Source organism: Methylobacterium sp. Leaf123 (genome assembly GCF_001423405.1).
GTDB lineage: Bacteria > Pseudomonadota > Alphaproteobacteria > Rhizobiales > Beijerinckiaceae > Methylobacterium.
This window is the reverse complement of sequence record NZ_LMNS01000001.1, coordinates 267,981-288,724: the sequence shown is the minus strand read 5'-3', so window position 1 is coordinate 288,724 and position 20,744 is coordinate 267,981. Positions and strand designations below refer to the sequence as shown.

Genomic DNA, 20,744 nt, shown 5'->3' with positions numbered 1-20,744 from the left:
CAGGTGCCGACCGGGCCGCGAAGGGTCGGAAGCGGATAATCAGTTTGCGGCTGGCGGCGCGGGCCCGACCTTTCGGGGGATGAAGCGTGGAGCCCTGCGTTGAGCCTGAAATGGTCGTTGCGGGGGGCGCTTTCAAGCGCAGGCACCCCCCGGAACGAAAAAGGGCCGCCGGCTCAAAAACCGTGCGGCCCCGGATGTTTGCCGGTCAGGCGCTGACGCTGGCCGGGGCTTCCTTGTTGCGGTCGCCGTGGATGAAGAGCGGCCGGGATTTGCCCTCGACCACCTCCGGGCCGATGACCACCTGCTCAACGGATTCGAGGCCGGGCAGGTCGTACATCGTGTCGAGGAGGATGGTCTCCAGGATCGAGCGCAGGCCGCGGGCGCCGGTCTTGCGCTCGATGGCCTTGCGGGCAACGAGGCTGAGCGCCTCGTCCTGGAAGGTCAGCTCGACATTCTCCATCTCGAACAGGCGCTGGTACTGCTTGACCAGCGCGTTCTTGGGCTCCTGCAGGATCTTCTTGAGGGCTTCCTCATCGAGATCCTCCAGCGTCGCCAGAACCGGCAGACGACCGACGAATTCGGGGATGAGTCCGAACTTCAGCAGATCCTCGGGTTCCACCGAGCGGAACACCTCGCCGGTGCGGCGATCATCGGGGGCCTGGACGCTGGCGCCGAAGCCGATCGAGGTCCCCTTGCCGCGCTGGGAGATGATGCGCTCCAGTCCGGCGAAGGCGCCGCCGCAGATGAACAGGATGTTCGTGGTGTCGACCTGCAGGAACTCCTGCTGCGGGTGCTTGCGGCCGCCCTGCGGAGGCACGGAGGCGACGGTGCCTTCCATGATCTTCAGGAGCGCCTGCTGCACGCCCTCGCCCGAGACGTCGCGGGTGATCGAGGGGTTGTCCGACTTGCGGGAGATCTTGTCGATCTCGTCGATGTAGACGATGCCGCGCTGCGCCCGCTCGACGTTGTAGTCGGAGGCCTGGAGCAGCTTGAGGATGATGTTCTCGACGTCCTCACCGACATAGCCCGCTTCCGTCAGCGTGGTGGCGTCGGCCATGGTGAAGGGCACGTCGAGGATGCGGGCGAGCGTCTGCGCGAGCAGCGTCTTGCCCGAGCCCGTCGGCCCGATCAGCATGATGTTGGACTTGGCGAGTTCGACGTCGTTGTGCTTCGTCGCGTGCGCGAGCCGCTTGTAGTGGTTGTGCACGGCCACCGAGAGAACCTTCTTGGCGAAGTCCTGCCCGATGACATAGTCGTCGAGAACGCGCCGGATCTCCTTCGGAGTCGGCACCCCGTCGCGGGACTTCACCAGCGAGGACTTCGATTCCTCGCGGATGATGTCCATGCACAGCTCGACGCACTCGTCGCAGATGAACACCGTCGGGCCCGCAATCAGCTTGCGAACCTCGTGCTGGCTCTTGCCGCAGAACGAGCAGTACAGCGTGCTCTTCGAGTCGTTGCCGCCTGTCTTGCTCATGTCGGTCTCCGGTTCGCGGGCGCGGCCCCAGCCAGGAGGACACGCGCGTCGTTCATATGATGTAAGCGCATCCGCCTAAAGAAACAGTCACACAGGGCGGATGCGTCGGGATTGAGGCACTATCATCCCGATGCAATCACGCAGCCGGCTCGGGATCAACCGGCCTATCGGCTGGGGCGGGCGCCCAAAGGACGCATGACCCGACCGGGTCGGGTCAGCGGCCCCGGACGCCCCGGGTTTCTGGTCCTACTCAGGCAGCGGCCGGCTCGGGACGCTTGTGCAGGATGTCGTCGATCAGGCCGAACTCCTTGGCCGCGTCGGCGGTCATGAAGTTGTCGCGCTCGAGCGCCTGATGAATGGTCTCGTACTCACGGCCGGTATGCTTCACGTAGATCTCGTTCAGGCGCTTCTTGAGCGCCTCGATCTCGCGGGCATGGATCAGGATGTCGGTGGCCTGACCCTGGAAGCCGCCGGAGGGCTGGTGCACCATGATCCGGGCGTTCGGCAGGGCGAAGCGGTGGCCGGCCTCACCCGCGGCCAGCAGGAGCGAGCCCATCGAAGCCGCCTGACCGACGCAGAGCGTCGTGACGGGGCAGCGGATGAACTGCATCGTGTCGTAGATCGACAGGCCCGAGGTCACCACGCCGCCGGGCGAGTTGATGTAGAAGGAAATTTCCTTCTTCGGGTTCTCGGCTTCCAGGAACAGAAGCTGGGCGACGATCAGCGACGCGCCCTGGTCCTCGACGGGGCCGGTGAGGAAGATGATCCGCTCGCGCAGAAGCCGCGAGTAGATGTCGAACGCGCGTTCGCCGCGGCTCGACTGCTCGACCACCATGGGCACGAGCGAGTTGTGGAAGTAATCGACCGGATCTCTCATTGCAGCCCTCGGCTCCGGGTCCGGCCCCGGGGCGAATCGCCCGAGGCCGGATGGTTACAGCGAACACGGCAAGCGTTAACGCCGCCTGATCTCAAAGATCGCCGCCCGCCGCGGAGCCGGTGGGTCGGCGATCAGCCGGCAGCCTTGTCGGCCGCCGCCTCGTTGTTGGACTCGCTCGGCTTCTCGTCCGTCGCGGCCCCGCCGGTCACGGCGTCGGCCTCGTCGTCTTCGGCGAAGAGCGCCTCCTTGGAGACGGGTTCCTCGACGACTTGGACCTGACCGAGGACATGGTCGACGACCTTCTCCTCGAACAGCGGCGCGCGAAGCTCGGCGAGCGCCTGCGGATTGTTGCGGTAGAAGTCGTAGACCTGCTTCTCCTGGCCCGGGAACTGCCGGATCCGGGCGAACAGGGCCTGATTGACCTCGTCATCCGAGACCTTGATATCGGCGGTCTCGCCGACTTGCGCAAGCACCAGACCGAGGCGGACGCGGCGCTCGGCGATCTTGCGGTACTCCGCCTGCGAAGCCTCCTCGGTCGTGCCCTCGTCCTCAAAGGTCTTGCCGCGGGTCTTCAGGTCCTGCTCGACCTGGGCCCACACGGCGGCGAACTCCTGGTGGACAAGGCTCGGGGGCAGGTCGAAGGCGTATTTGCCGTCGAGCGCGTCGAGCAGCTCCTTCTTGAGCTTGCGCCGGGACTGGGCCTCGTAATCGGAGCCGACGGCCTTGGAGACGGCTTCCTTCAGCTTCTCGAGGTCGTCCATGCCGAAGCGCTTGGCCAGCTCGTCGTCGATCTTGGTCTCGCCGGGGGCGGCGACGACCTTCACGGTGACGTCGAACTCGGCATCCTTACCGGCGAGCTGCTCGGCCTGGTAATCGGCCGGGAAGGCGACCTTCACGAGGCGGCTGTCGCCGACCTTGGCGCCGACGAGCTGGTCCTCGAAGCCGGGGATGAAGGTGTTGGAGCCGAGTTCCAGATCGACGTCCTCGCCCTTGCCGCCCTCGAACTCGGTGCCGTCGATGCGGCCGACGAAGTCGATGGTGACGCGGTCGCCGGACTGCGCCTCGGCGCCCTCCTCGCGGGGCTCGAAGGAACGGCTGTCCTTGGCCATGCGCTCGAGCGTCTCGTTGACCTCTTCGTCGGAGGGCTTGAGCACGAGCTTCTTGATCGACACGTCGGAGAGGTCGGCGAGCTCGAAGCTCGGCAGCACCTCGAGCTTCACCTTGAAGGCGAGGTCGCCCTTGGCATCGAGCGCGCGCTCGATGATGGTCTGCTCCTCGTCCTTCGGGAACTCGATCTGCGGCTCCAGCGCGAGGCGCAGGCCCTTGTCGGCGACGATCTGCTGGTTGGCCTCGTTGACGGCGTTCTGCAGCACGTCGGCCATCACCGACTTGCCGTAGACCTTGCGCAGATGCGCGACCGGCACCTTGCCGGGGCGGAAGCCCTTGATCTGGACCTTGCCCTTGATGTTCGAGAGCTCGGTGTTGAGGCGATCCTCAAGCTCGTTCGCGGGGAGGAGCACCTGAAACTCGCGCTTCAGCCCCTCGGAGGTCGTCTCGGTCACCTGCATCGTCGTTCGTCCGCTGTTTTCTAAAACCGCAATCTCGTCTTCGCGTGTCGCTGCGCCAGGGAAGCCCCATGCGGAAGCTCCGGCGGGAACCGCGTGGGTTCCTGACGCCGATACGGACATGGTGCGGGCGGAGGGGCTCGAACCCCCACGTCTTGCGACACTGGAACCTAAATCCAGCGCGTCTACCAGTTCCGCCACGCCCGCGAGCGCCATCGACACGAGCCCGGATACCGGGCCGTCGAAGCGCGCGTCTATAGCACGCGCACCCGAGCCCGCAGCAAAAAACTTGCGGGGCTCCGCGTGCGGTGGCGGGTCGGACGAAGCCTGTCTACAACGCGAGCCCAACCGAACGATGACGCGAGACGCCATGCGAAATCCCGACCCGACGGCCGAGCCCGCGCCGGGATCGTTCTCACGGCGCGATCTGCTCGCGGGCAGCGCCGCCCTCGCCCTGATGCCGGGGACGGCCTCGGCACAGACGCCTGCCGGGAAGGCTCCGCTTCCGGAGCCGAAAGCGATCAAGGCGGCACCGGCCAAGCTGCGTCTGAAGCCCGAACCCGCGCCCGAGACGGCGGTATGGCGTCTCGGCGACGCCGAGGCGCCGATCCTGCGGATCAAGCTCGGCGAGGCGGTTCGCCTGCGCGTCGAGAACGGGACCGACCAGCCGCTTTCGCTGCACTGGCACGGGGTGCGAATCGCCAACGCCATGGACGGCGTCGGCGGCGTCACCCAGGAGCCGATCAAGCCGGGCGCGAGCTTCACCTACGACTTCACGCCGCCGGATGCCGGCAGCTTCCTGATTCGCCCGCTCGTCGTCGGCGGATCGAGCGAGCCGTCCGGCCGGGGCATCGCCGGCATGCTGATCGTGGAGGAGCCCGCCCCGCCTCCGGTCGATCAGGATCTCGCTTTACTCGTGCAGGATTGGAGGCTCGACGAGGCCGGTGCGCTCCAACCCTTCGGGCAGGTCGCCTTCGCCGCCGCGGCCGGGCGGCTCGGCAGCGTGGTGACGCTCAACGGACGGCCGATCCCGCTCGTACTCGACGCGCGGCCGGGCAGCCGTCTGCGCCTGCGGCTCGCCAATGCCTGCAACGCGCGCAGCCTGCGCATCCGCTTCGACGGGCTGAAGGCTTATGTCGCGGCCGTGGACGGCCAGCCGACGGACACCTTCGAGCCTCTGAAGGCGACGCTCCCCTTCGCGCCGGGCACGCGCTACGACCTGCTCCTCGATCTCCCGGTGCAGGCGGGACCGGCCGGCACGATCACCGCTCTGATCGGTCAGGGTCTGCCGCTGGCGACCCTGACCGCCATCGGCGAGCCGGTGGCGCAATCCGGCCGCGCCGCGATCGGCTCGATCCCCGAGAACAAGCGCCTGCCGGCCGAGATCCGGTTGCAAAGCGCGCTTCGCCGCGAACTCGTGCTGACGGGCGGCGTGCGGCCCGACAAGACGAAGCCCGGCGCCGAGACGCCCTATTCCGGCGATCCCGCCAAGATCTGGCAGATCAACGGCGCGAGCGGAGCGTCGGGGGCGGCCCCCCTGTTCTCGGTCAAGCGCGGCGGGGTCGTGGTGCTGTCGATCCGCAACGACACCGGCTTCATGCAGAGCCTGCACCTGCACGGCCACGTCTTCCGCCTGCTGCACCAGCTCGATGACGGCTGGGAGCCCTACTGGCTCGACACCGTGCAGATCCCGGAAGGCAAAAGCGCGCAGATCGCGTTCGTCGCCGACAATCCCGGCCGCTGGCTGCTTAGCGCGACCGTGCTGGAGCGGTTCGATACGGGCCTGTGGACGAGCTTCGCGGTGAGCTGAACGCCCTCACCGCGGCGGCGGGAACGTCCAGAAGAACTCACCCGAGCGCCCGCCCTGGAGCGCGGCCTGTCGGGTGAGGAAGCGGCATTCCGCCGCGAGGGCGGCCTCGCTCCAGCCGGTGCAGGAGGTCATCTTCAGGGAGACCGGGTCGTAGTCGAGGCGATGCTCGGGGGGCGAGCGCACCATCAGGCCCGAGGGCAGCACCACGCAGTGATAGACGCGGAGCGCGCAGGGCAGCCGGCGGGCGCGCTCGAAATTGCGCCGGAAGGTTTCGGGATTGTCGCCGGGCAATCCCAGGATGATCTCGACGGCGAGGCTCGCCACCGCATCGAGCTTGGCGAAGGTCTCGTCGAAGCGCCGCTCGTCGTAGGTGCGATCCACATGGGCCAGCACGGCGTTGTCGAAGCTCTGCAGGCCGATGCCGACATAGGCGTTGCTGACGGTGGCCAGAAAATCGAGATGCTCCTGCCGCACCGCCGCCGGATAGACCTCGCAGATCAATCCGTGGCGCTCGAAGAAGCCGCTCTCCTCGGCGGCGCGCCGGAGGTTGAGGAAGGCGTTGCGGTTGAGGTTCAGCCCGGCATCGACGAGGAGTGCCGCGTAGACATCGTGGCCGGCGATGGCCTCGAACTCCCGGCTCAGATGATCTACCGCGCGCACGCGCTTGGGTGATTCCATCGTGCCCCACTCGCAGAACGAGCAGGTGAACGGGCAGCCCCGGTAGGTCTGGAGCACGCCGAGGCCGCCATGTTGCACGAGGTTCAGCGCGTAGGGCGAGGCGAGGCTGTCGAGGTTGGCGAGCGGCCGCGCCGGGGTCTCGCGCCAGCCTGCGCCATCCCGGACGGCGACGCCGCGCAGGGTACCGAGCGCGGCCGAGGTGCGCTGTTCGAGCGAGACGATTTCGAGGAAGGTCTCCTCGCCCTCATTGATGACGAGGACGTCGATGTCGTCCGCCGCTTTCGAGAAGGGCGGGCGCGCGAACATGACCGGCCGGGCGGAAGGGCCGCCGAACACGATGAGCCGGGCGGGGTCGTCCTGCTTGAGGAGCGCGGTGACACGGCAGAGGAAGGGCAGCGACCAGAGATAGGCCGAGAAGCCGACGATGTCGGGGTCGAAAGCCGCGATCTCGCGGGCGACCCGCTCGGGGTCGCCGCCGGTCATGTCCCAGACCCGGCAGTCGAGGCCGGGAAGGGCGGCGGCGCGCAGGGTGGCCTCGACCATGCGCAGGCCGAGATTGGGCACGAAGCTCGGCATCGCCGGATCGCGCTCCGGGTACTGCGCCACCAGCGCGACACGCCGGCCGGAGCGAACCGCTGTCATCGCGCGGCGGCCTGCCGCCACGAGGCGCGGGCTTGGGTGACGCGCTGGGGCTGACGCGGGAATGCCCACCAGAACTCGCCGGCCTTGCCGCCGGCGGCGAGCGCCCGGCGGCGCAGCTCCGCGCGGGTGCGCGCCACCGCGTCCTCGCTCCATCCTTCGCAGGAGCGCATCGTCAGCGAGTGCGGGTCGAAGCGGACGTTCCATTCCGGCCGGCTGCGGGTCAGCAGCGCGTCGGGCAGGACGAGGCAGTGATAGACCCGGACGCTCGCGGGCAGCGACAGGGCGTAATCGAGGGTGCGGAAGAACCCTTCCGGCGTGTCGCCGGGCAGAACCGCGATGATCTGCAGCTCGATATTGGTGACGCGGGCCAGCGCCCGCACCGCCGCTTCGAAACGGGGCGAATCCGACGGGCGGTCGTGCAGGCGCAGGACCGCCGGGTCCATCGACTGCATCCCGACGCCGAGATAGGCGGTGCCGATCTCCTCGATGAAGGCGAGATGCTCGTCGCGCACGATCGACGGGTAGATCTCCGCCCAGAGCAGGGTTTCCTTGAGGAAGCCCGAGCGCTGGTTGGCGAGCCGAAGGTTGCGGAAAGCGCCGATATTCAGGTTGAGGCCGGCATCGAGCAGGAACACCGCCGGGGCTTCCAGGGTGCGGAAGGCGTCGAGCTCGCGGGCGATGTAGTCGGCCGAGAAGGAGGCCTTGCTGTTCTCCTTCGTGCCCCACTCGCAGAAGCGGCAGGAAAGCGGGCAGCCGCGGAAGCTCTCGAGATAGGCCACGCCCCCCTGCGGCATCAGCCCGTGGGCATAGGGTGAGGCGATCCGGTCGAGGGCGGTGATGGGCGGGCGCCGCTCGGTCCGCAGCCAGCCGGTTGCGGTCGGCAGCGTCAGCCCGCGCACCCGCTCCCAGGCGGCCTGGTCGAGCTGCGGCAGCCGCGCGATCTCGCAGATGATCTCTTCGCCGTCGCCCTCGACCACGGCGTCGAGATAGGCATGAGCCGGGCGGTAGGGTTCGAGATCGAAGAAGGCGGATCGCGCCGAGGGACCGCCGAAGACGATGGCGAGCGCGGGACGGCGGGCGCGCAGGGCCCGCGCTACCGCGATCATGGCCGGCGCCGACCAGACATAGATCGAGAAGCCGACGAGGTCGGGCTCGAAATCCAGAATCTCCGCGACGTAAGCCTCGATATCGGCGGTGCGGCGGTCGAACAGCCGCACGGACGCGTCGGCGAGATCGGGATCGCCGAGCAAAGCCGCATGAATGCGCCGGATGCCGTAGCTCGGCAGATGCAACTCGCCCAGTTCCTGCGCATCGGGGCGCGGCGTCATGCAGACGAGGGCGATGCGCCGATGCGTGGGGGAGGACGGCTCGAGCATGGTTTCGCGATGACCGGAGGGGCGCCCGATGCGATCAGGCGTGAGGGAAGCGAATTTAAAGCCTCGGCAGAACTTGAGAGATCCAATCGACGCGTCCCGCCCTCATATCGTCTTGAGACCGCGGCCGCTGGATTCGTCTCATCGTTTGTCGAGGCGACAATAAAGATAATGTAGGCAGCCGAGGCGGTGCAGTTCCCGCAAGACGTCGCCGCCGGTTGGCGTGCCGCGCCGATCCGAGGCGATGGTGTGATAGCTCGGCTCCGTGTTCGCGGTGGCGTCGGTGACCCGGAGGGTGAAGCCGGCGGCTTCCGCATCGCGGCGGATCGCGTCGAGCCCCGCCCATTTGTCGGGCCAGGGACCGAAGGCAGCCTCGAGCCCGTCTGCGAATAGCGCGACCCGCTCCGGCGGAAGCGGCGGCCGGGTGAGGACGATGTCGCTCATCACGAGCACCCCGTCGCGGGTCAGGACGCGGTGCGCTTCACCGAAGAAGGCGCGCCGGGAGGCGAAGTGGAACGCCGCCTCGACGCAGAGGAGCCGATCGAACGCGGCGCCCGCGAAGGGCAGTCGGCAGGCATCGCCCGCGACCCAGGCGGCGTTGCGCGGCCGGTCGTCCTGGCGAAGTCCGACCGCGAGTTGGCGCGGATCGAGGTTGAGCCCGATCACCTCCGCCTCGGGATTGCTCCGCCGGATCGCCCGCAGGGTGCCGCCGAAGCCGCAGCCGACATCGAGCACGCGGTGGCCCGGCGCGAGGTCGAGCCACGCGACGAGCGCCGCGCTCAACTGCTCCTGCGCCTGCGCGAACCCCGCCCGCGCCCGGGCCGGACCGATCGCCCCCGGCTCGTCCCAATGGCCGAGATGGACATGATCGATCGCGGCACCCCCTGCCACCGCCGCGAGGAATGCGTCGAAATAGGCCGGAATCCGCGCCACCCACCTAGCCCCAGCAATGGACGGCATCGCCGCTGCGGGACCGGGCCATGAAGGAGCAGGCGGTCCAGCGGAGCAGGGCGCCTTCCACCGGCGTGACCTGATGCAGGAAGCGGCCCGAGCGCAGGAGCACGATGGTCCCGGCCTCGACATGGAAGGCATGGCGGGCAAAGCGCGTGAGGTCGGGCTTTTCCCTCGCGCGATCGCGATTCTGGAACCGGCCCGACCATGCATCGGCCTTGGCGTCGAAGACTTCGAGCATCCCGCCCCGCTCGGCCTTCGACAGAGTCAGCACGAAGGAGAAGATGTCACCCTCGACCACGCTCTCGAGGTGGCGGTAGCTCGGGCGATTCTTCTGTTCGTTGTCGAAATGCGGGGGGATGTAGCCACCCTCGTGATGCGAGCGCAGGGTCGTGGCCATGTAGCTCCGCCCATCGTGCAGGGCGGGCGGGCCATAGGGCCGTCCGCCGTCGAGGCGCGAGAGCAGGGCGAGGATGCGGGTCTCGAAGCCGCCCCACGGCGCCATCAGCTCCCCGAGGCTGCGCGTGAAGCCGGGCGCCATGTCGAAATAGGCGCGCAGATCCGGCTCCGCGAGATTCAGGTTCATGCCGTAGAAATGCGACCGGAACGGCGCCGGGAACGAGGTCGTGGGGAAGCCCTGCCGGTTGACCGCGAGGTCCGCGACGATCGACGCGCATTCGGCGGGCGTCAGGACGTTGCGGATGACGACGGCCTGAAGTCCATCCTCCCGCAGCCGCGTCAGCGCGTCGGCATGGGCCGCGGCCCCGGCAGCGTCGATCGCGATCGTTTGCAGAAACGGCATCGCCCCCATCCCCTCGCCCCGATTCCGGCGATCCTCGCCCCGACCCGCGGGCCGGCTTCGGCGGCGATTGCCGTGGCCGAACGCTCCGCGTTGCATCCGCGACCATGAGCGAAGCCGCCGCCCGATCAAAGTCGGACGGCGGCTTCAAGGTCTTGCTGCCGGCCCTCCGGCCGGCCGCGGTCACTTCGCCGATTGCGTCGGATCACCGAAGCGCTTGGCGAGGAAGAGGATGTCGTCCTCGCTCTTCGCCTGCTCAACCAAGCTGCCCTTGGCCTCGTCGAAGAACCACGTGTCGTACTTCGACGGGTTGGAGGCCGGCCGGCTCGCGCCGCGCAGGACGATGTTCCCGCCCTCGATGGACCGGATCACCTCGTTGGCCAGCAGCGGCTTGTGGGCGATCGCCTCGATCGTGGCCGGACGACCGGCGACCGAGGTCGGCGTCAGGGTGTTGGCCGCCGTCGCCGAGAAGGACGGCAGGGTCACTCCGGCATCGAACGACCAGATCGCCCGCTTCTTATGGAAGCCGATGACCTTGATGCCGCTGTCGCCCTCAGTGACCTGATCCGCGCCGGTCTGCGCCCCCTGCGGAACCCCGTATTGCGGCGCCGAAGCGTTGGGTCCGAACGGGTTCGCGGCGGACGCGCCGTAGGTCTGCAGGTAGGTCGCCAGCGACGCGGCACCCCACCTCCCGGCGACGGCGACGCCGTAGTGGAAGTTGACGAACTGCGTGCCGACGCCGGCCGTGTTGATCACACCGATGCTGTTGGGGAACATCATCGGCGTGAAGCTTCCCTGCAGCATCCCGAGATTGGTCGGCAGCAGCACCGTGAAGGCGTTCGGCCCGACCATCCGACCGTTGGCATCGACCGTCGGCACGAGCGTCGCCTTCGCCCCGAAGATCCGGTTGTTGCCCGCACCGCCCGAGATGATGTCCTCGCCCGCCTTGATGGCGCCGGCATAGACGCCGGAGGCCGGCGGCGCCGCATCCGGAACGCCCAGGATGAAGTGGATATCGAACAGCACGCTCTGCAGGTCGAACCGGGCATCCCGCGGAGCCCCGATCCAGCCGCGGTAGGCCGCGGTCAGGTTCTGCTGGCCGCCGAAGCCGAATGGGCTCCGCCAAGCAAGGCCGCCATAGAGCGGGTTGCGCCAATTGATGACGCTCCCGGCCAAGGCGTCCCACGCCGAACGGTTCCAGGCATCGAGATCCCCCTCGAGACCGGGCGCACCGGCGCCGAGCACGCGGGCTTCGACCTGGGCACGATCCTCGGCGAGGGTCGCCGCCGTCGCGCGCTGGCTCTGCGCCGCGTTGGCGGCCGGCAACTGGATGAAGCCGGTATCACCGATCAGCAGATCGTTGCCGTCGCCGCCCTCGATCCCGTCGTTCCCGCTCAGGAAGCTGTCGCCACGGGAGGCGATGGAGACCATCCAGTGGAGGGCCACCGACTTCAGATCGACCGGGTAGTCCACCGTCAGATGCTGCTGCATCGCGGAGAACCGCTCGGCGGCACGGGCCGTCACCGCCGCCTCGACCTGAGCCGCCGCGGAGGCGGTCGCGGGATCGTGGACCGCGAGGCCGCGCGCCACGCCGGGCTGGAACAGGACGAGGGTGTCGCCGACGACGAGGTCGTCGCCCGCGCCGCCATCGATGCTGTCGTTGCCGATCGACATCACGTGGTTCGCCCCCATGCCCTCCGACAGGCCGTCGGCGAGGATCTCGTTCAGCGGCCGCTGCGCCATCGTCTCCAGCTTCACCGTCACCGCGGCCTGCGCGACCCGGCCCGTCATAGCGAGGTCGGTAATGACCGAGCGCATGTCGGAGAGGGCGTCGCTGAGCGCGAGGGCCGCATCGAGCGACAGGCTTCGCAGCGGCCCCGAGCCCTGCACGATGGTGCGGGCGGCATCGCCGACGATGACGTCGTCCCCCTCGCCACCGGTGATGGTGTCGTTGCCGTAGGCGATCGTCCGGCTCGGGCCACCCTGCAGGAGATCGACACCGCGGCCGAGCGTGGCGAAGACACCGAGCAGATCGGAGACCGAGGCCGACACCTTGTCGATCTGGCCGTTGAGCGCGGCGTAGGCCGTCACGTCGAGCGTGTAGGTCTCGCTGCTGTCCCCGTAGATCGTGTCGTTGCCCGCGCCGCCTTCGATGATGTCGTTGCCCGCCAGCACGTTGTTGGTGCCGTATAGGCTCGGAACCAGCGAGGCGTAGACGGTGAGCATCGCGCCGTCCCCGCGCCGGATCGGATCGGACCCGGCGATGTCGGAGACCACGCCCGCCATCGAGGGATAGACCTCGATGCGCGGGGCACCGGCGCCGAACGCGCCAGGCAGGAGGTTGAGGGCCGGCACCACGACCTCGCCACCGAGCGGCAGAACGAGGCCGGTCTCCGCCGCGGCACCGATCAGCCGGATGGCGTTGACGATGGTCGGCTTGTCGGAGGCGGTCTCCGACAGGTTCGAGGCGCGGTCGCCGTAGACCAGGTCGTCGCCGGCCCCGCCGAACAGGCTGTCGTTGCCGCGCTGGCCGAACAGCACGTCGTTGCCGTCGCCGCCCGCGATGATGTCGTCGTCGGCCCTGGCCAGCGAGACGGTCAGCGCGGAGGTCGCCAAGGCGCCCCCCGTGGCCGTGGTCAGGCGCGTGCCCGACCCGTCTCGCGCGCCCACCGCGAGGACGAGATCCGCCTGCGCCAGCGTCTCCGCGAGGTCGGCGGTGCGTGCGGCGGCCGATTGCGCGTCGGTGGCGATGGCAGCCGTGACGGTGCCGATCTCCTCCAGCACCACGTCGCGGTGCCAGGTGCCGTCGCTGTTGAGAACCGCCGCGCCGTCCGCCGTGTAGGCGCGGACGATCCGGCCCTCGTCACCGAGGAGATAGTCGACATCGGTGCCGCCATCGATCCTGTCGCGACCGAGGCCGCCCACGATCTCGTCGGACCCTTCCTCACCGTAGATGAGGTCGTCGCCCATCTGACCGAAAATCCGGTCATCGCCCGCGCCGCCGGCAATCGCATCGTTGCCGCCGACGAAGTCGATGAGGTCGAAGCGCAGCACGTCGCGCATCACCGTGTCGGCGAAGGTGCCGGGATTGCGCTGCCACGTGACCGACTTCACGTCGTCCACGAGCACGTGGCGGGTGATGATGCCGTTGTCGCCGAGGATCACGTCCGCTCCGATGCCGCCGTAGAGGCCGTCATCGCCGTCGGCCCCGCCTAGCACGTTGTGACCGCCGGTGAGGTCGTCGTCCCCCGCGCCGCCGGAGAGCCAATCGTCGCCCTGCTGGCCGTAAAGGAAGTCGTCGCCCGCGCCGCCCTCGATCGTGTCGTTGCCGCCGCCATCGGTGGCTGCGGTGAAGATCGAGACCGCGCGCTGGTTCGCCGGAAGGGCCCGGTCGTAGAGCATGTGGTCGCCGAACAGCACGTCGTGGCCGCCGCCGCCGAGGATCACGTCGGCACCGGTGCCGCCAGCCGCGTAATCGTTGCCCTCGCCCGCCTTGATGCGGTCATCGCCGCCCGCGAGCGGATCGGTGGAGGCCAGCCGCCGGATCACCGCGCGACCGGCAACCAAGGTGAGATCCGCCCGGCCGTTGTCGCCGAGGATCATGTCGGCGCCCATGCCGGTGACGATGCGGTCCGCACCGATGCCGCCGAGGACGAGATTGTCGCCATTGCCCGCCACGATCTGGTCGTCGCCGCCCGCATTCGGGTCGATCGTCTCGAGCACGACCATGACGCCGCCGGAGAAGCCGGCCCGGCCCTGGTCGCCGACGATGGCGTCGTTGCCCGTGCCGGAGGTGATCGCATCACCGCCGAGACCGCCGAAGACGAGGTTGTCGCCCTCGCCCGTCCGGATCGTGTCGCCCGCACCGTTGAGGGCATCGAGCGTCGTCACCGAAGCGATGACACCGCGTTCGAACCGGGCGTCGCCGCTGTCGCCCAGCACGACGTCCGCGCCGGCCCCAGTGTCGATTGTGTCGCTGCCGAAGCCGCCGAGAACGAGGTTGTCGCCCTCGCCCGCCCGGATCGTGTCGTCGCCGCCCAGAGCCGTGTCGGTCGAGACCGCCTGCGCGAGGCCGTCGGCGTCGCGGCGCACGAGGCCGCTATCGCCCAGGATTACGTCGCGGCCGGAGCCCGTCTCGATCACGTCGGCATCCATGCCGCCGATGACGATGTTAGCACCCTCGCCCGCCTTGATCGCGTCGCGGCCGCCGATCCCGGCCTCCAGGCTGCGCACCTGGACCAGACGGCCGCCGGCATAGAGCACCTCGCCGCTGTCGCCGAGGATGACGTCTGCGCCGATCTCGGTCGTGATCGTATCGCCGCCGAAGCCGCCGAGGACGAGATTGTCGCCCGCGCCTGCCTCAATGGTGTCGTCGCCGCCGAGACCGGTGTCGGTGGACAGAACCTGCGCGAGCCGGCCGGCCGCGTCGTAGCTGACGCCGCCATGGTCGCCGAGGACCACGTCGGCACCCTTGCCCGTGGTGATCGTGTCGGCATCCGCGCCGCCGAGGGCGAGGTTGTCGCCGTCGCCGAGCGACAGAATGTCCTTGCCACCGTCCGTCGGCGCGGTGGAGGCGAGGCTTACCCGCACACCACCGGCGAAGACCGCCACGCCGTTGTCGCCAAGCACGGCGTCGTTGCCGCCGAGCGTCGTGATCGTGTCGGCACCGACGCCGGCAAGGACCAGGTTGTCGCCCGCGCCCGCCTCGATCGTGTCGTCACCGCCGATGGCCGTGTCCAGGCTCTCGGCCCGCTCGACCAGGCCCTTCGCATCGAAGCGAAGCTGACCGGCATCGCCGAACACCGTGTCGCGGCCCGTGCCGGTGACGATCGTGTCGCCCCCGACGCCGCCGAGCACGACGTTGTCGCCCTCGCCTGCCCGGATCTCGTCGGCGTCGCCCACAGCCGCATTCGTCGTACGAACGAAGACCGGCACAGAGGCCGAGAGCGTCACGGCACCGTTATCGCCGAGGATCACATCCGCGCCCGAGCCCGTGCTGATCGTGTCGSCGCCGACCTCCGGCGCCATCGAAATGATCTCGACCGGACGCGCGGACGCGTCGAGATCGACGCTGCCGTTGTCGCCGAGCACCACTGACTGGCCAGAGCCGAGTGTCAGCTTGTCGGAACCGGAGCCGCCGAGAACGACGCCGTTGCCGGCGCCGAGCGTGACCGTGTCGTCGCCCGACACGGCGACATCCGTGCTCTCGACCCGAACCGGGCTGCCGTTGACCAGCCGGACGACGCCGGCATCGCCGATGACGATGGCATCGCCGGCCCCACCGTCGATCAGGTCGCCGCCAGCGCCGCCGATGACCAGCTTGCGACCGTTGCCGGGCTTGATCGTGTCCGCCGCGCCGAGGGCCGGGGTCAGGCTCTGCGCCAGGGTGAGAATCCCCGCCGCATAGTCGAGCCCACCGCTGTCGCCGAGCACGGTCTTGGCGCCGTCGACGGCGGTGATCGTGTCGGAGCCGAAGCCGCCGAGGATCGTATCGCTGCCGTCACCGGCCGTGATCGTGTCGTTGCCGCCAAGGCCCGTGTCGGTGGAGAGGATCTGCGCGAGTAGGCCGGCCGCGTCGTAGCCAATCAAACCGAAGTCGCCGAGGATCACATCGGCGCCCTTGCCGGTGGTGATCGTATCGGCATCCGTGCCGCCGAGGGCGAGGTTGTCGCCGTCGCCGAGCGACAGGACGTCCTTGCCGCCGTCAGCCGAGGCCGAGGAGGTAAGGCTCACCCGCACGCCGCCGGCGAACACCGCCACGCCGTTGTCGCCGAGCACGGCGTCGTTGCCGCCGAGCGTCGTGATCGTGTCGGCGCCGACACCGGCAAGGACGAGGTTGTCGCCCGCACCCGCCTCGATCGTGTCATCGCCGCCGAGGGCCGTGTCCAGGCTCTCGGCCCGCTCGACCAGGCCCTTCGCATCGAAGCGAAGCTGACCGGCATCGCCGAACACCGTATCGCGACCCGCGCCGGTCACAATCGTATCGCCGCCAAAGCCGCCGAGCACGACGTTGTCGCCCTCGCCCGCCCGGATCTCGTCCGCATCGCCCACAGCCGCGCTCGTCGTGCGCACGAAGACCGGCACAGAGGCCGAGAGCGTCACGGCACCGTTGTCGCCGAGGATCACATCCGCGCCCGAGCCCGTGCTGATCGTGTCGGCGCCGAAGCCGCCGATCACCACCGAGCCGCCATCGCCGACCACGATCCCATCGCTGCCGCCGACCTCCGGCGCCGTCGAGGTGATTTCGACCGGCCGCGCTTGAGCATCGAGATCGACGCTGCCGTTGTCGCCCAGCGCCACCGACTGGCCGGCGCCGAGCGTCAGCTTGTCGGCACCGGAGCCGCCGAGCACGACGCCATTGCCGGCGCCAAGCGTGACCGTGTCGTCGCCCGAAACCGCGACATCCGTGCTCTCGACCCGAACCGGGCTGCCGTTGACGAGCCGCACGAGGCCGGCATCGCCGACGACGATGGCATCACCGGCCCCGCCGTTGATCAGGTCGCCGCCGGCACCGCCGATGACGAGCTTGCGACCGTTGCCGAGCTTGATCGTGTCCGCCGCGCCGAGGACCGGGGTCAGGCTCTGCGCCTGCACAAGCACACCCGCCACGTAGTCGAACTGGCCGCTGTCGCCGAGTACGATCTTGGCACCATCGCCCGCGGTGATCGTGTCGGAGCCGAAGCCGCCGAGGATGGTGTCGCTGCCGTCGCCCGCCGTGATCGTGTCGTTGCCGCCCAGAGCCGTGTCGGTGGACAGGATCTGCGCGAGCAAGCCAGCCGCGTCGTAGCCGATCGAACCGAAGTCACCGAGGATCACATCGGAGCCATTGCCGGTGGTGATCGTGTCGGCATCCGTGCCGCCGAGGGCGAGGTTGTCGCCGTCGCCGAGCGACAGGATGTCCTTGCCGCCGTCAGCCGAGGCCGTGGTGGTGATGCTCACCCGCACGCCGCCGGCGAACACCATCGCACCGCTGTCGCCAAGCACGGCGTCGTTGCCGCCGAGCGTCGTGACCGTGTCGGCACCGACGCCGGCGATAACGAGGTTGTCGCCCGCACCCGCCTCGATGGTGTCGTCGCCGCCGATGGCGGTGTCCAGGCTCTCGGCGCGCTCGACCAAGCCCTTCGTATCGAAGCGGACCTGACCGGCATCGCCGAACACCGTGTCGCGGCCCGTGCCGGTGACGATCGTGTCGCCCCCGGCGCCGCCGAGCACGACGTTGTCGCCCTCGCCCGCCCGGATCTCGTCCGCATCACCGATAGCTGCGTTCGTCGTACGAACGAAGACCGGCACAGAGGCCGAGAGCGTCACGGCACCGTTATCGCCGAGGATCACATCCGCGCCCGAGCCCGTGCTGATCGTGTCCCGAGCCGCCGTCGCCGACCACGATCCCATCGCCACCGCCGACCTCAGGCGCCGTCGAGGTAATCTCGACCGGCCGCGCAGATGCGTCGAGATCGACGCTACCGTTGTCGCCCAGCACCACCGATTGGCCCGCACCGAGCGTCAGCTTGTCGGCACCCGAGCCGCCGAGCACCACGCCGTTGCCGGCGCCGAGCGTGACTGTGTCGTCGCCCGAAACCGCGACATCCGTGCTCTCGACTCGAACCGGGCTGCCGTTGACGAGCTGCACGAGGCCGGCATCTCCGATGACGAGGGCATCGCCGGACCCACCGTCGATGAGGTCGCCGCCGGCACCGCCAATGACGAGCTTGCGACCGTTGCCGAGCTTGATCGTGTCGGCCGCGCCGAGGGCCGGGGTCAGGCTCTGCGCCAGGGTGAGAACCCCCGCCGCGTAGTCGAGTTGACCGTTGTCGCCGAGCACGGTCTTGGCGCCGTCGCCGGCGGTGATCGTGTCGGAGCCGAAGCCGCCGAGGATCGTATCGCTGCCGTCACCCGCCGTGATCGTGTCGTTGCCGCCCAGAGCCGTGTCGGTGGAGAGGATCTGCTTGAGCAGGCCGGCCGCGTCGTAGCCGACCGAGCCGAAGTCACCGAGGATCACATCGGCGCCCTTGCCCGTGGTGATCGTGTCGGCATCCGTGCCGCCGATGACGAGGTTGTCGCCGTCGCCTGCTGCGATCGTGTCGGTCGCGCCAATCTCCACATCCGTCGTGCGGACGAGGATCCGCTTGCCGTCGATGCGGAAGGTGGCGACGCCGTTGTCGCCGAGCACGACGTCCGCACCGGAGCCGGCGGTGATGGTGTCACTGCCGAAGCCGCCGAGGATGATGTTGTCGCCGTCGCCCGCTGCGATCGTGTCGTCGTCGCCGCGGTTCGGGTTGAGGCTGGCCACGCGCACAAGACGCCCGCCGGTGAAGCTCGCCTCGCCGAAATCGCCGAGGATGAGATCCGCACCTTGGCCGGTGGTGATCTCGTCACGACCCGCGCCGCCGAAGACAATGTTGTCGCCGTCGCCGCCGCGGATGACGTCGCCTGCGCCGCGGCGTTCATCGGTGGTGTAGACCTCGCGGACGAGGCCGTTCTCGAAGGCCACGACGCCCATGTCGCCGAGCACAATGTCGGCGCCCGAGCCCGTGGTGATGTCGTCGGAGCTGGCGCCGCCGATGACGATGTTGTCGCCGTCGCCGGCCTTGATCACGTCGCGGGCGCCGTCATCCGGATCGGTCGAGTCGAACTGGACGCGCACGCCCCCCTCGAACAGCGCAGTGCCGTTGTCGCCGAGGATCACGTCGTTGCCGCCGAGCGTGGTGATCGTGTCCGTGCCCGCGCCACCGATGACGACGTTGTCGCCACCGCCAGCCTCGATCACGTCGTCGTCACCGAAGGTCGGGTCGAGACTCTCGGCCCGCTTCAGGCGGCCCTGAGCGTCGAAGGTGAGGCGACCGTCATCGCCCAGCACGATGTCGGCCTCGGCATCGTCCCGGCCGGCATCGATCGTGTCGGCGCCCAGACCGCCGAGGACGATATCCGCCCCGGCACCCGACCGGAGGACGTCGCGCGTCCCGCCGTCGCGGCTGCTCTGGACGACGGCACGGATGCCGCGTTCGAACCGGACGAGGCCGTTATCGCCGAGCACGATGTCGCCGCCGGTGCCCGTGACGACGGTGTCACTGCCCGAACCGGCAAGCAGGATGTTCTCGCCGTCGCCGGCCTCGATCCGGTCGTTGCCCGCATCCGACGTGTCGGTCGAGGCGAATTCGACGCGCACACCGGCCTCGAACACGGCGTAGCCATGGTCGCCGATGACGACGTCGTTGCCGCCGAGCGCCGTCACGACATCGCTGCCCGCGCCGCCGAGGACGAGGTTGTCGCCGCCGCCCACCTTGATCTCATCGTCGTCGCCGAAACCGACATCGAGGGTTTCGGCCCGCTTCACCCGGCCCTGTGCATCGAAGGTGATCTGGCCGTCGTCGCCGAAGACCACGTCGGCATCCGCGTCGGCTTGGCCGGCATCGATCGTGTCGGCACCGAGGCCGCCGAGCACCACGTCGGCGCCCGCACCGGTGGTGATGGTGTCGCGTGCGCCGCCGTTGTGGTCGCTGGTGATGCGAGCACGGGTGCCGAGTTCGAAGGCGGCCAAGCCGTTATCGCCGAGCACGATATCCGCGCCCGTACCCGTGGTGACGGTGTCGCTGCCGGAGCCGCCGAGCACGACGTTGTCGCCATCGCCGGCCTCGATCCGGTCGTTGCCGCCTTCATTGGTCTCGGTCGAGGCCACCTCGACGCGGATACCGGCTGCGAACAGAGCGTAGCCCTGGTCGCCGAGCACGATGTCGTTGCCGCCCAGCGCGGTGATGATGTCGGCACCCGTACCACCGATGACGAGGTTGTCGCCGCCGCCGACGTCGATGGTGTCGTCGTCGCCAAAGCCCGGATCGAGGCTCTCGGCCCGCTTCACGCGGCCCTGCGCATCGAAGGTGATCTGGCCGTCGTCGCCGAACACCACGTCGGCATCCGCGTCGGCTTGGCCGGCATCAATCGTGTCGGCACCCAGACCGCCGAGCACCACATCGGCGCCCGCACCCGTGGTGATGACGTCGCGCGCCCCGCCGTTGCGATTACTGACCACCCGCGCCCGGATGCCGAGTTCGTAGGCGACGAGACCGTTGTCGCCGAGCACGATGTCGCCGCCGGCACCCGTGGTGACGGTGTCGCTGCCCGAGCCGCCGAGCACGAGGTTGTCGCCGTCACCGGCCTCGATCCGGTCGTTGCCGCCGTCGGCGGTGTCGGTCGAGGCGAACGCGATCCGCACGCCGACCTCGAACAGAGCGTAACCGTTGTCGCCGATGACGATGTCGCCGCCGCCCAGCGCCGTGACGATGTCCGCGCCGGTGCCGCCGATGACGAGGTTGTCGCCGCCGCCGACCTTGATCTCATCGTTGCCGCCGAAGCCGGCATCGAAGCTCTCGGCGCGGATCACGCCGCCGGTCGCGTCGAAGGTGACGTGGCCGTTATCGCCGAACACGATGTCGGCGTCCGTGTCGGCCTGGCCGGCGTCGATCGTATCGCCGCCGAGGCCACCGAGCACGAGATCCGCACCGGCTCCGGTGGTGATCGTGTCGGAGGCGCCACCGATCCGGTCGCTGGTGATCTCGAGGCGGATTCCGCCTGCAA

At 69.1% G+C, this 20,744-nt stretch carries 10 protein-coding genes and 1 tRNA gene (1 of these 11 only partly in view); 1 reads left to right on the top strand and 10 read right to left on the bottom strand.

Annotated features, from left to right (window positions below; translation table 11 throughout):
• Positions 1-205 precede the first annotated feature (205 nt).
• The 4 genes from clpX to ASF53_RS01105 all read right to left on the bottom strand — a co-directional run bounded on the left by clpX (position 206) and on the right by ASF53_RS01105 (position 4,126).
• Positions 206-1,477 (bottom strand): ATP-dependent Clp protease ATP-binding subunit ClpX, encoded by a 1,272-nt coding sequence (gene clpX / locus ASF53_RS01120; RefSeq protein WP_003600394.1) that lies wholly within the window; start codon positions 1,475-1,477, stop codon positions 206-208.
• Between the two features lie 250 nt (positions 1,478-1,727).
• A complete protein-coding gene (locus ASF53_RS01115) occupies positions 1,728-2,354 on the bottom strand; it encodes an ATP-dependent Clp protease proteolytic subunit (RefSeq protein WP_003600395.1) in 627 nt (208 codons plus the stop codon).
• A 131-nt stretch (positions 2,355-2,485) separates the two neighbouring features.
• A complete protein-coding gene (gene tig, locus ASF53_RS01110; RefSeq protein WP_056192522.1) occupies positions 2,486-3,922 on the bottom strand; it encodes a trigger factor in 1,437 nt (478 codons plus the stop codon).
• A 119-nt stretch (positions 3,923-4,041) separates the two neighbouring features.
• Positions 4,042-4,126, bottom strand: a tRNA-Leu gene (locus ASF53_RS01105).
• 163 nt (positions 4,127-4,289) lie between these two features.
• Here ASF53_RS01105 and ASF53_RS01100 point away from each other — a divergent pair.
• The gene (locus tag ASF53_RS01100; RefSeq protein ID WP_056192519.1) at positions 4,290-5,729 is read left to right on the top strand and encodes a multicopper oxidase family protein; all 1,440 of its coding nucleotides are present in this window, start codon (positions 4,290-4,292) and stop codon (positions 5,727-5,729) included.
• Positions 5,730-5,735: 6 nt separating this feature from the next.
• On the opposite strand, the gene ASF53_RS01095 is transcribed toward ASF53_RS01100, so the two are convergent.
• The 6 genes from ASF53_RS01095 to ASF53_RS26110 form a co-directional block, all read right to left on the bottom strand.
• Entirely contained in the window at positions 5,736-7,049 is a 1,314-nt protein-coding gene (locus tag ASF53_RS01095; protein WP_056193802.1) for a B12-binding domain-containing radical SAM protein, read from the bottom strand.
• Positions 7,046-8,425 carry a B12-binding domain-containing radical SAM protein gene (locus ASF53_RS01090; RefSeq protein WP_056192516.1) on the bottom strand — a complete coding sequence of 460 codons (1,380 nt, stop codon included), beginning with the start codon at positions 8,423-8,425 and terminating at the stop codon, positions 7,046-7,048. Before ASF53_RS01090 ends, ASF53_RS01095 begins: the two co-directional genes overlap by 4 nt.
• A 138-nt stretch (positions 8,426-8,563) precedes the next feature.
• Entirely contained in the window at positions 8,564-9,355 is a 792-nt protein-coding gene (locus ASF53_RS01085) for a class I SAM-dependent methyltransferase (protein ID WP_056192513.1), read from the bottom strand.
• 4 nt (positions 9,356-9,359) lie between these two features.
• On the bottom strand, positions 9,360-10,175 hold the full coding sequence (locus ASF53_RS01080; RefSeq protein ID WP_056193799.1) for a 2OG-Fe(II)-dependent halogenase WelO5 family protein: 816 nt from the start codon (positions 10,173-10,175) through the stop codon (positions 9,360-9,362).
• A 180-nt stretch (positions 10,176-10,355) separates the two neighbouring features.
• Entirely contained in the window at positions 10,356-17,564 is a 7,209-nt protein-coding gene (locus ASF53_RS26480) for a beta strand repeat-containing protein (RefSeq protein ID WP_056192509.1), read from the bottom strand.
• Positions 17,488-20,744, bottom strand: partial view of an LEPR-XLL domain-containing protein gene (locus ASF53_RS26110; protein WP_056192506.1) — the final stretch only. 39,370 nt of this gene lie beyond the right edge of the window; the window shows 3,257 of its 42,627 coding nt (coding positions 39,371-42,627); its start codon lies off the right edge, out of view — the gene reads right to left on this strand; it ends in the stop codon at positions 17,488-17,490. Before ASF53_RS26110 ends, ASF53_RS26480 begins: the two co-directional genes overlap by 77 nt.

Bases quoted from the DNA above. Each gene is read 5' to 3' on its own strand.
- clpX (WP_003600394.1), bottom strand. From the start codon at position 1,477: ATGAGCAAGACAGGCGGCAACGACTCGAAGAGCACGCTGTACTGCTCG.
- ASF53_RS01090 (WP_056192516.1), bottom strand. From the start codon at position 8,425: ATGCTCGAGCCGTCCTCCCCCACGCATCGGCGCATCGCCCTCGTCTGC.
- ASF53_RS01095 (WP_056193802.1), bottom strand. From the start codon at position 7,049: ATGACAGCGGTTCGCTCCGGCCGGCGTGTCGCGCTGGTGGCGCAGTAC.
- ASF53_RS01100 (WP_056192519.1), top strand. From the start codon at position 4,290: ATGCGAAATCCCGACCCGACGGCCGAGCCCGCGCCGGGATCGTTCTCA.
- ASF53_RS01080 (WP_056193799.1), bottom strand. From the start codon at position 10,175: ATGCCGTTTCTGCAAACGATCGCGATCGACGCTGCCGGGGCCGCGGCC.
- ASF53_RS01115 (WP_003600395.1), bottom strand. From the start codon at position 2,354: ATGAGAGATCCGGTCGATTACTTCCACAACTCGCTCGTGCCCATGGTG.
- tig (WP_056192522.1), bottom strand. From the start codon at position 3,922: ATGCAGGTGACCGAGACGACCTCCGAGGGGCTGAAGCGCGAGTTTCAG.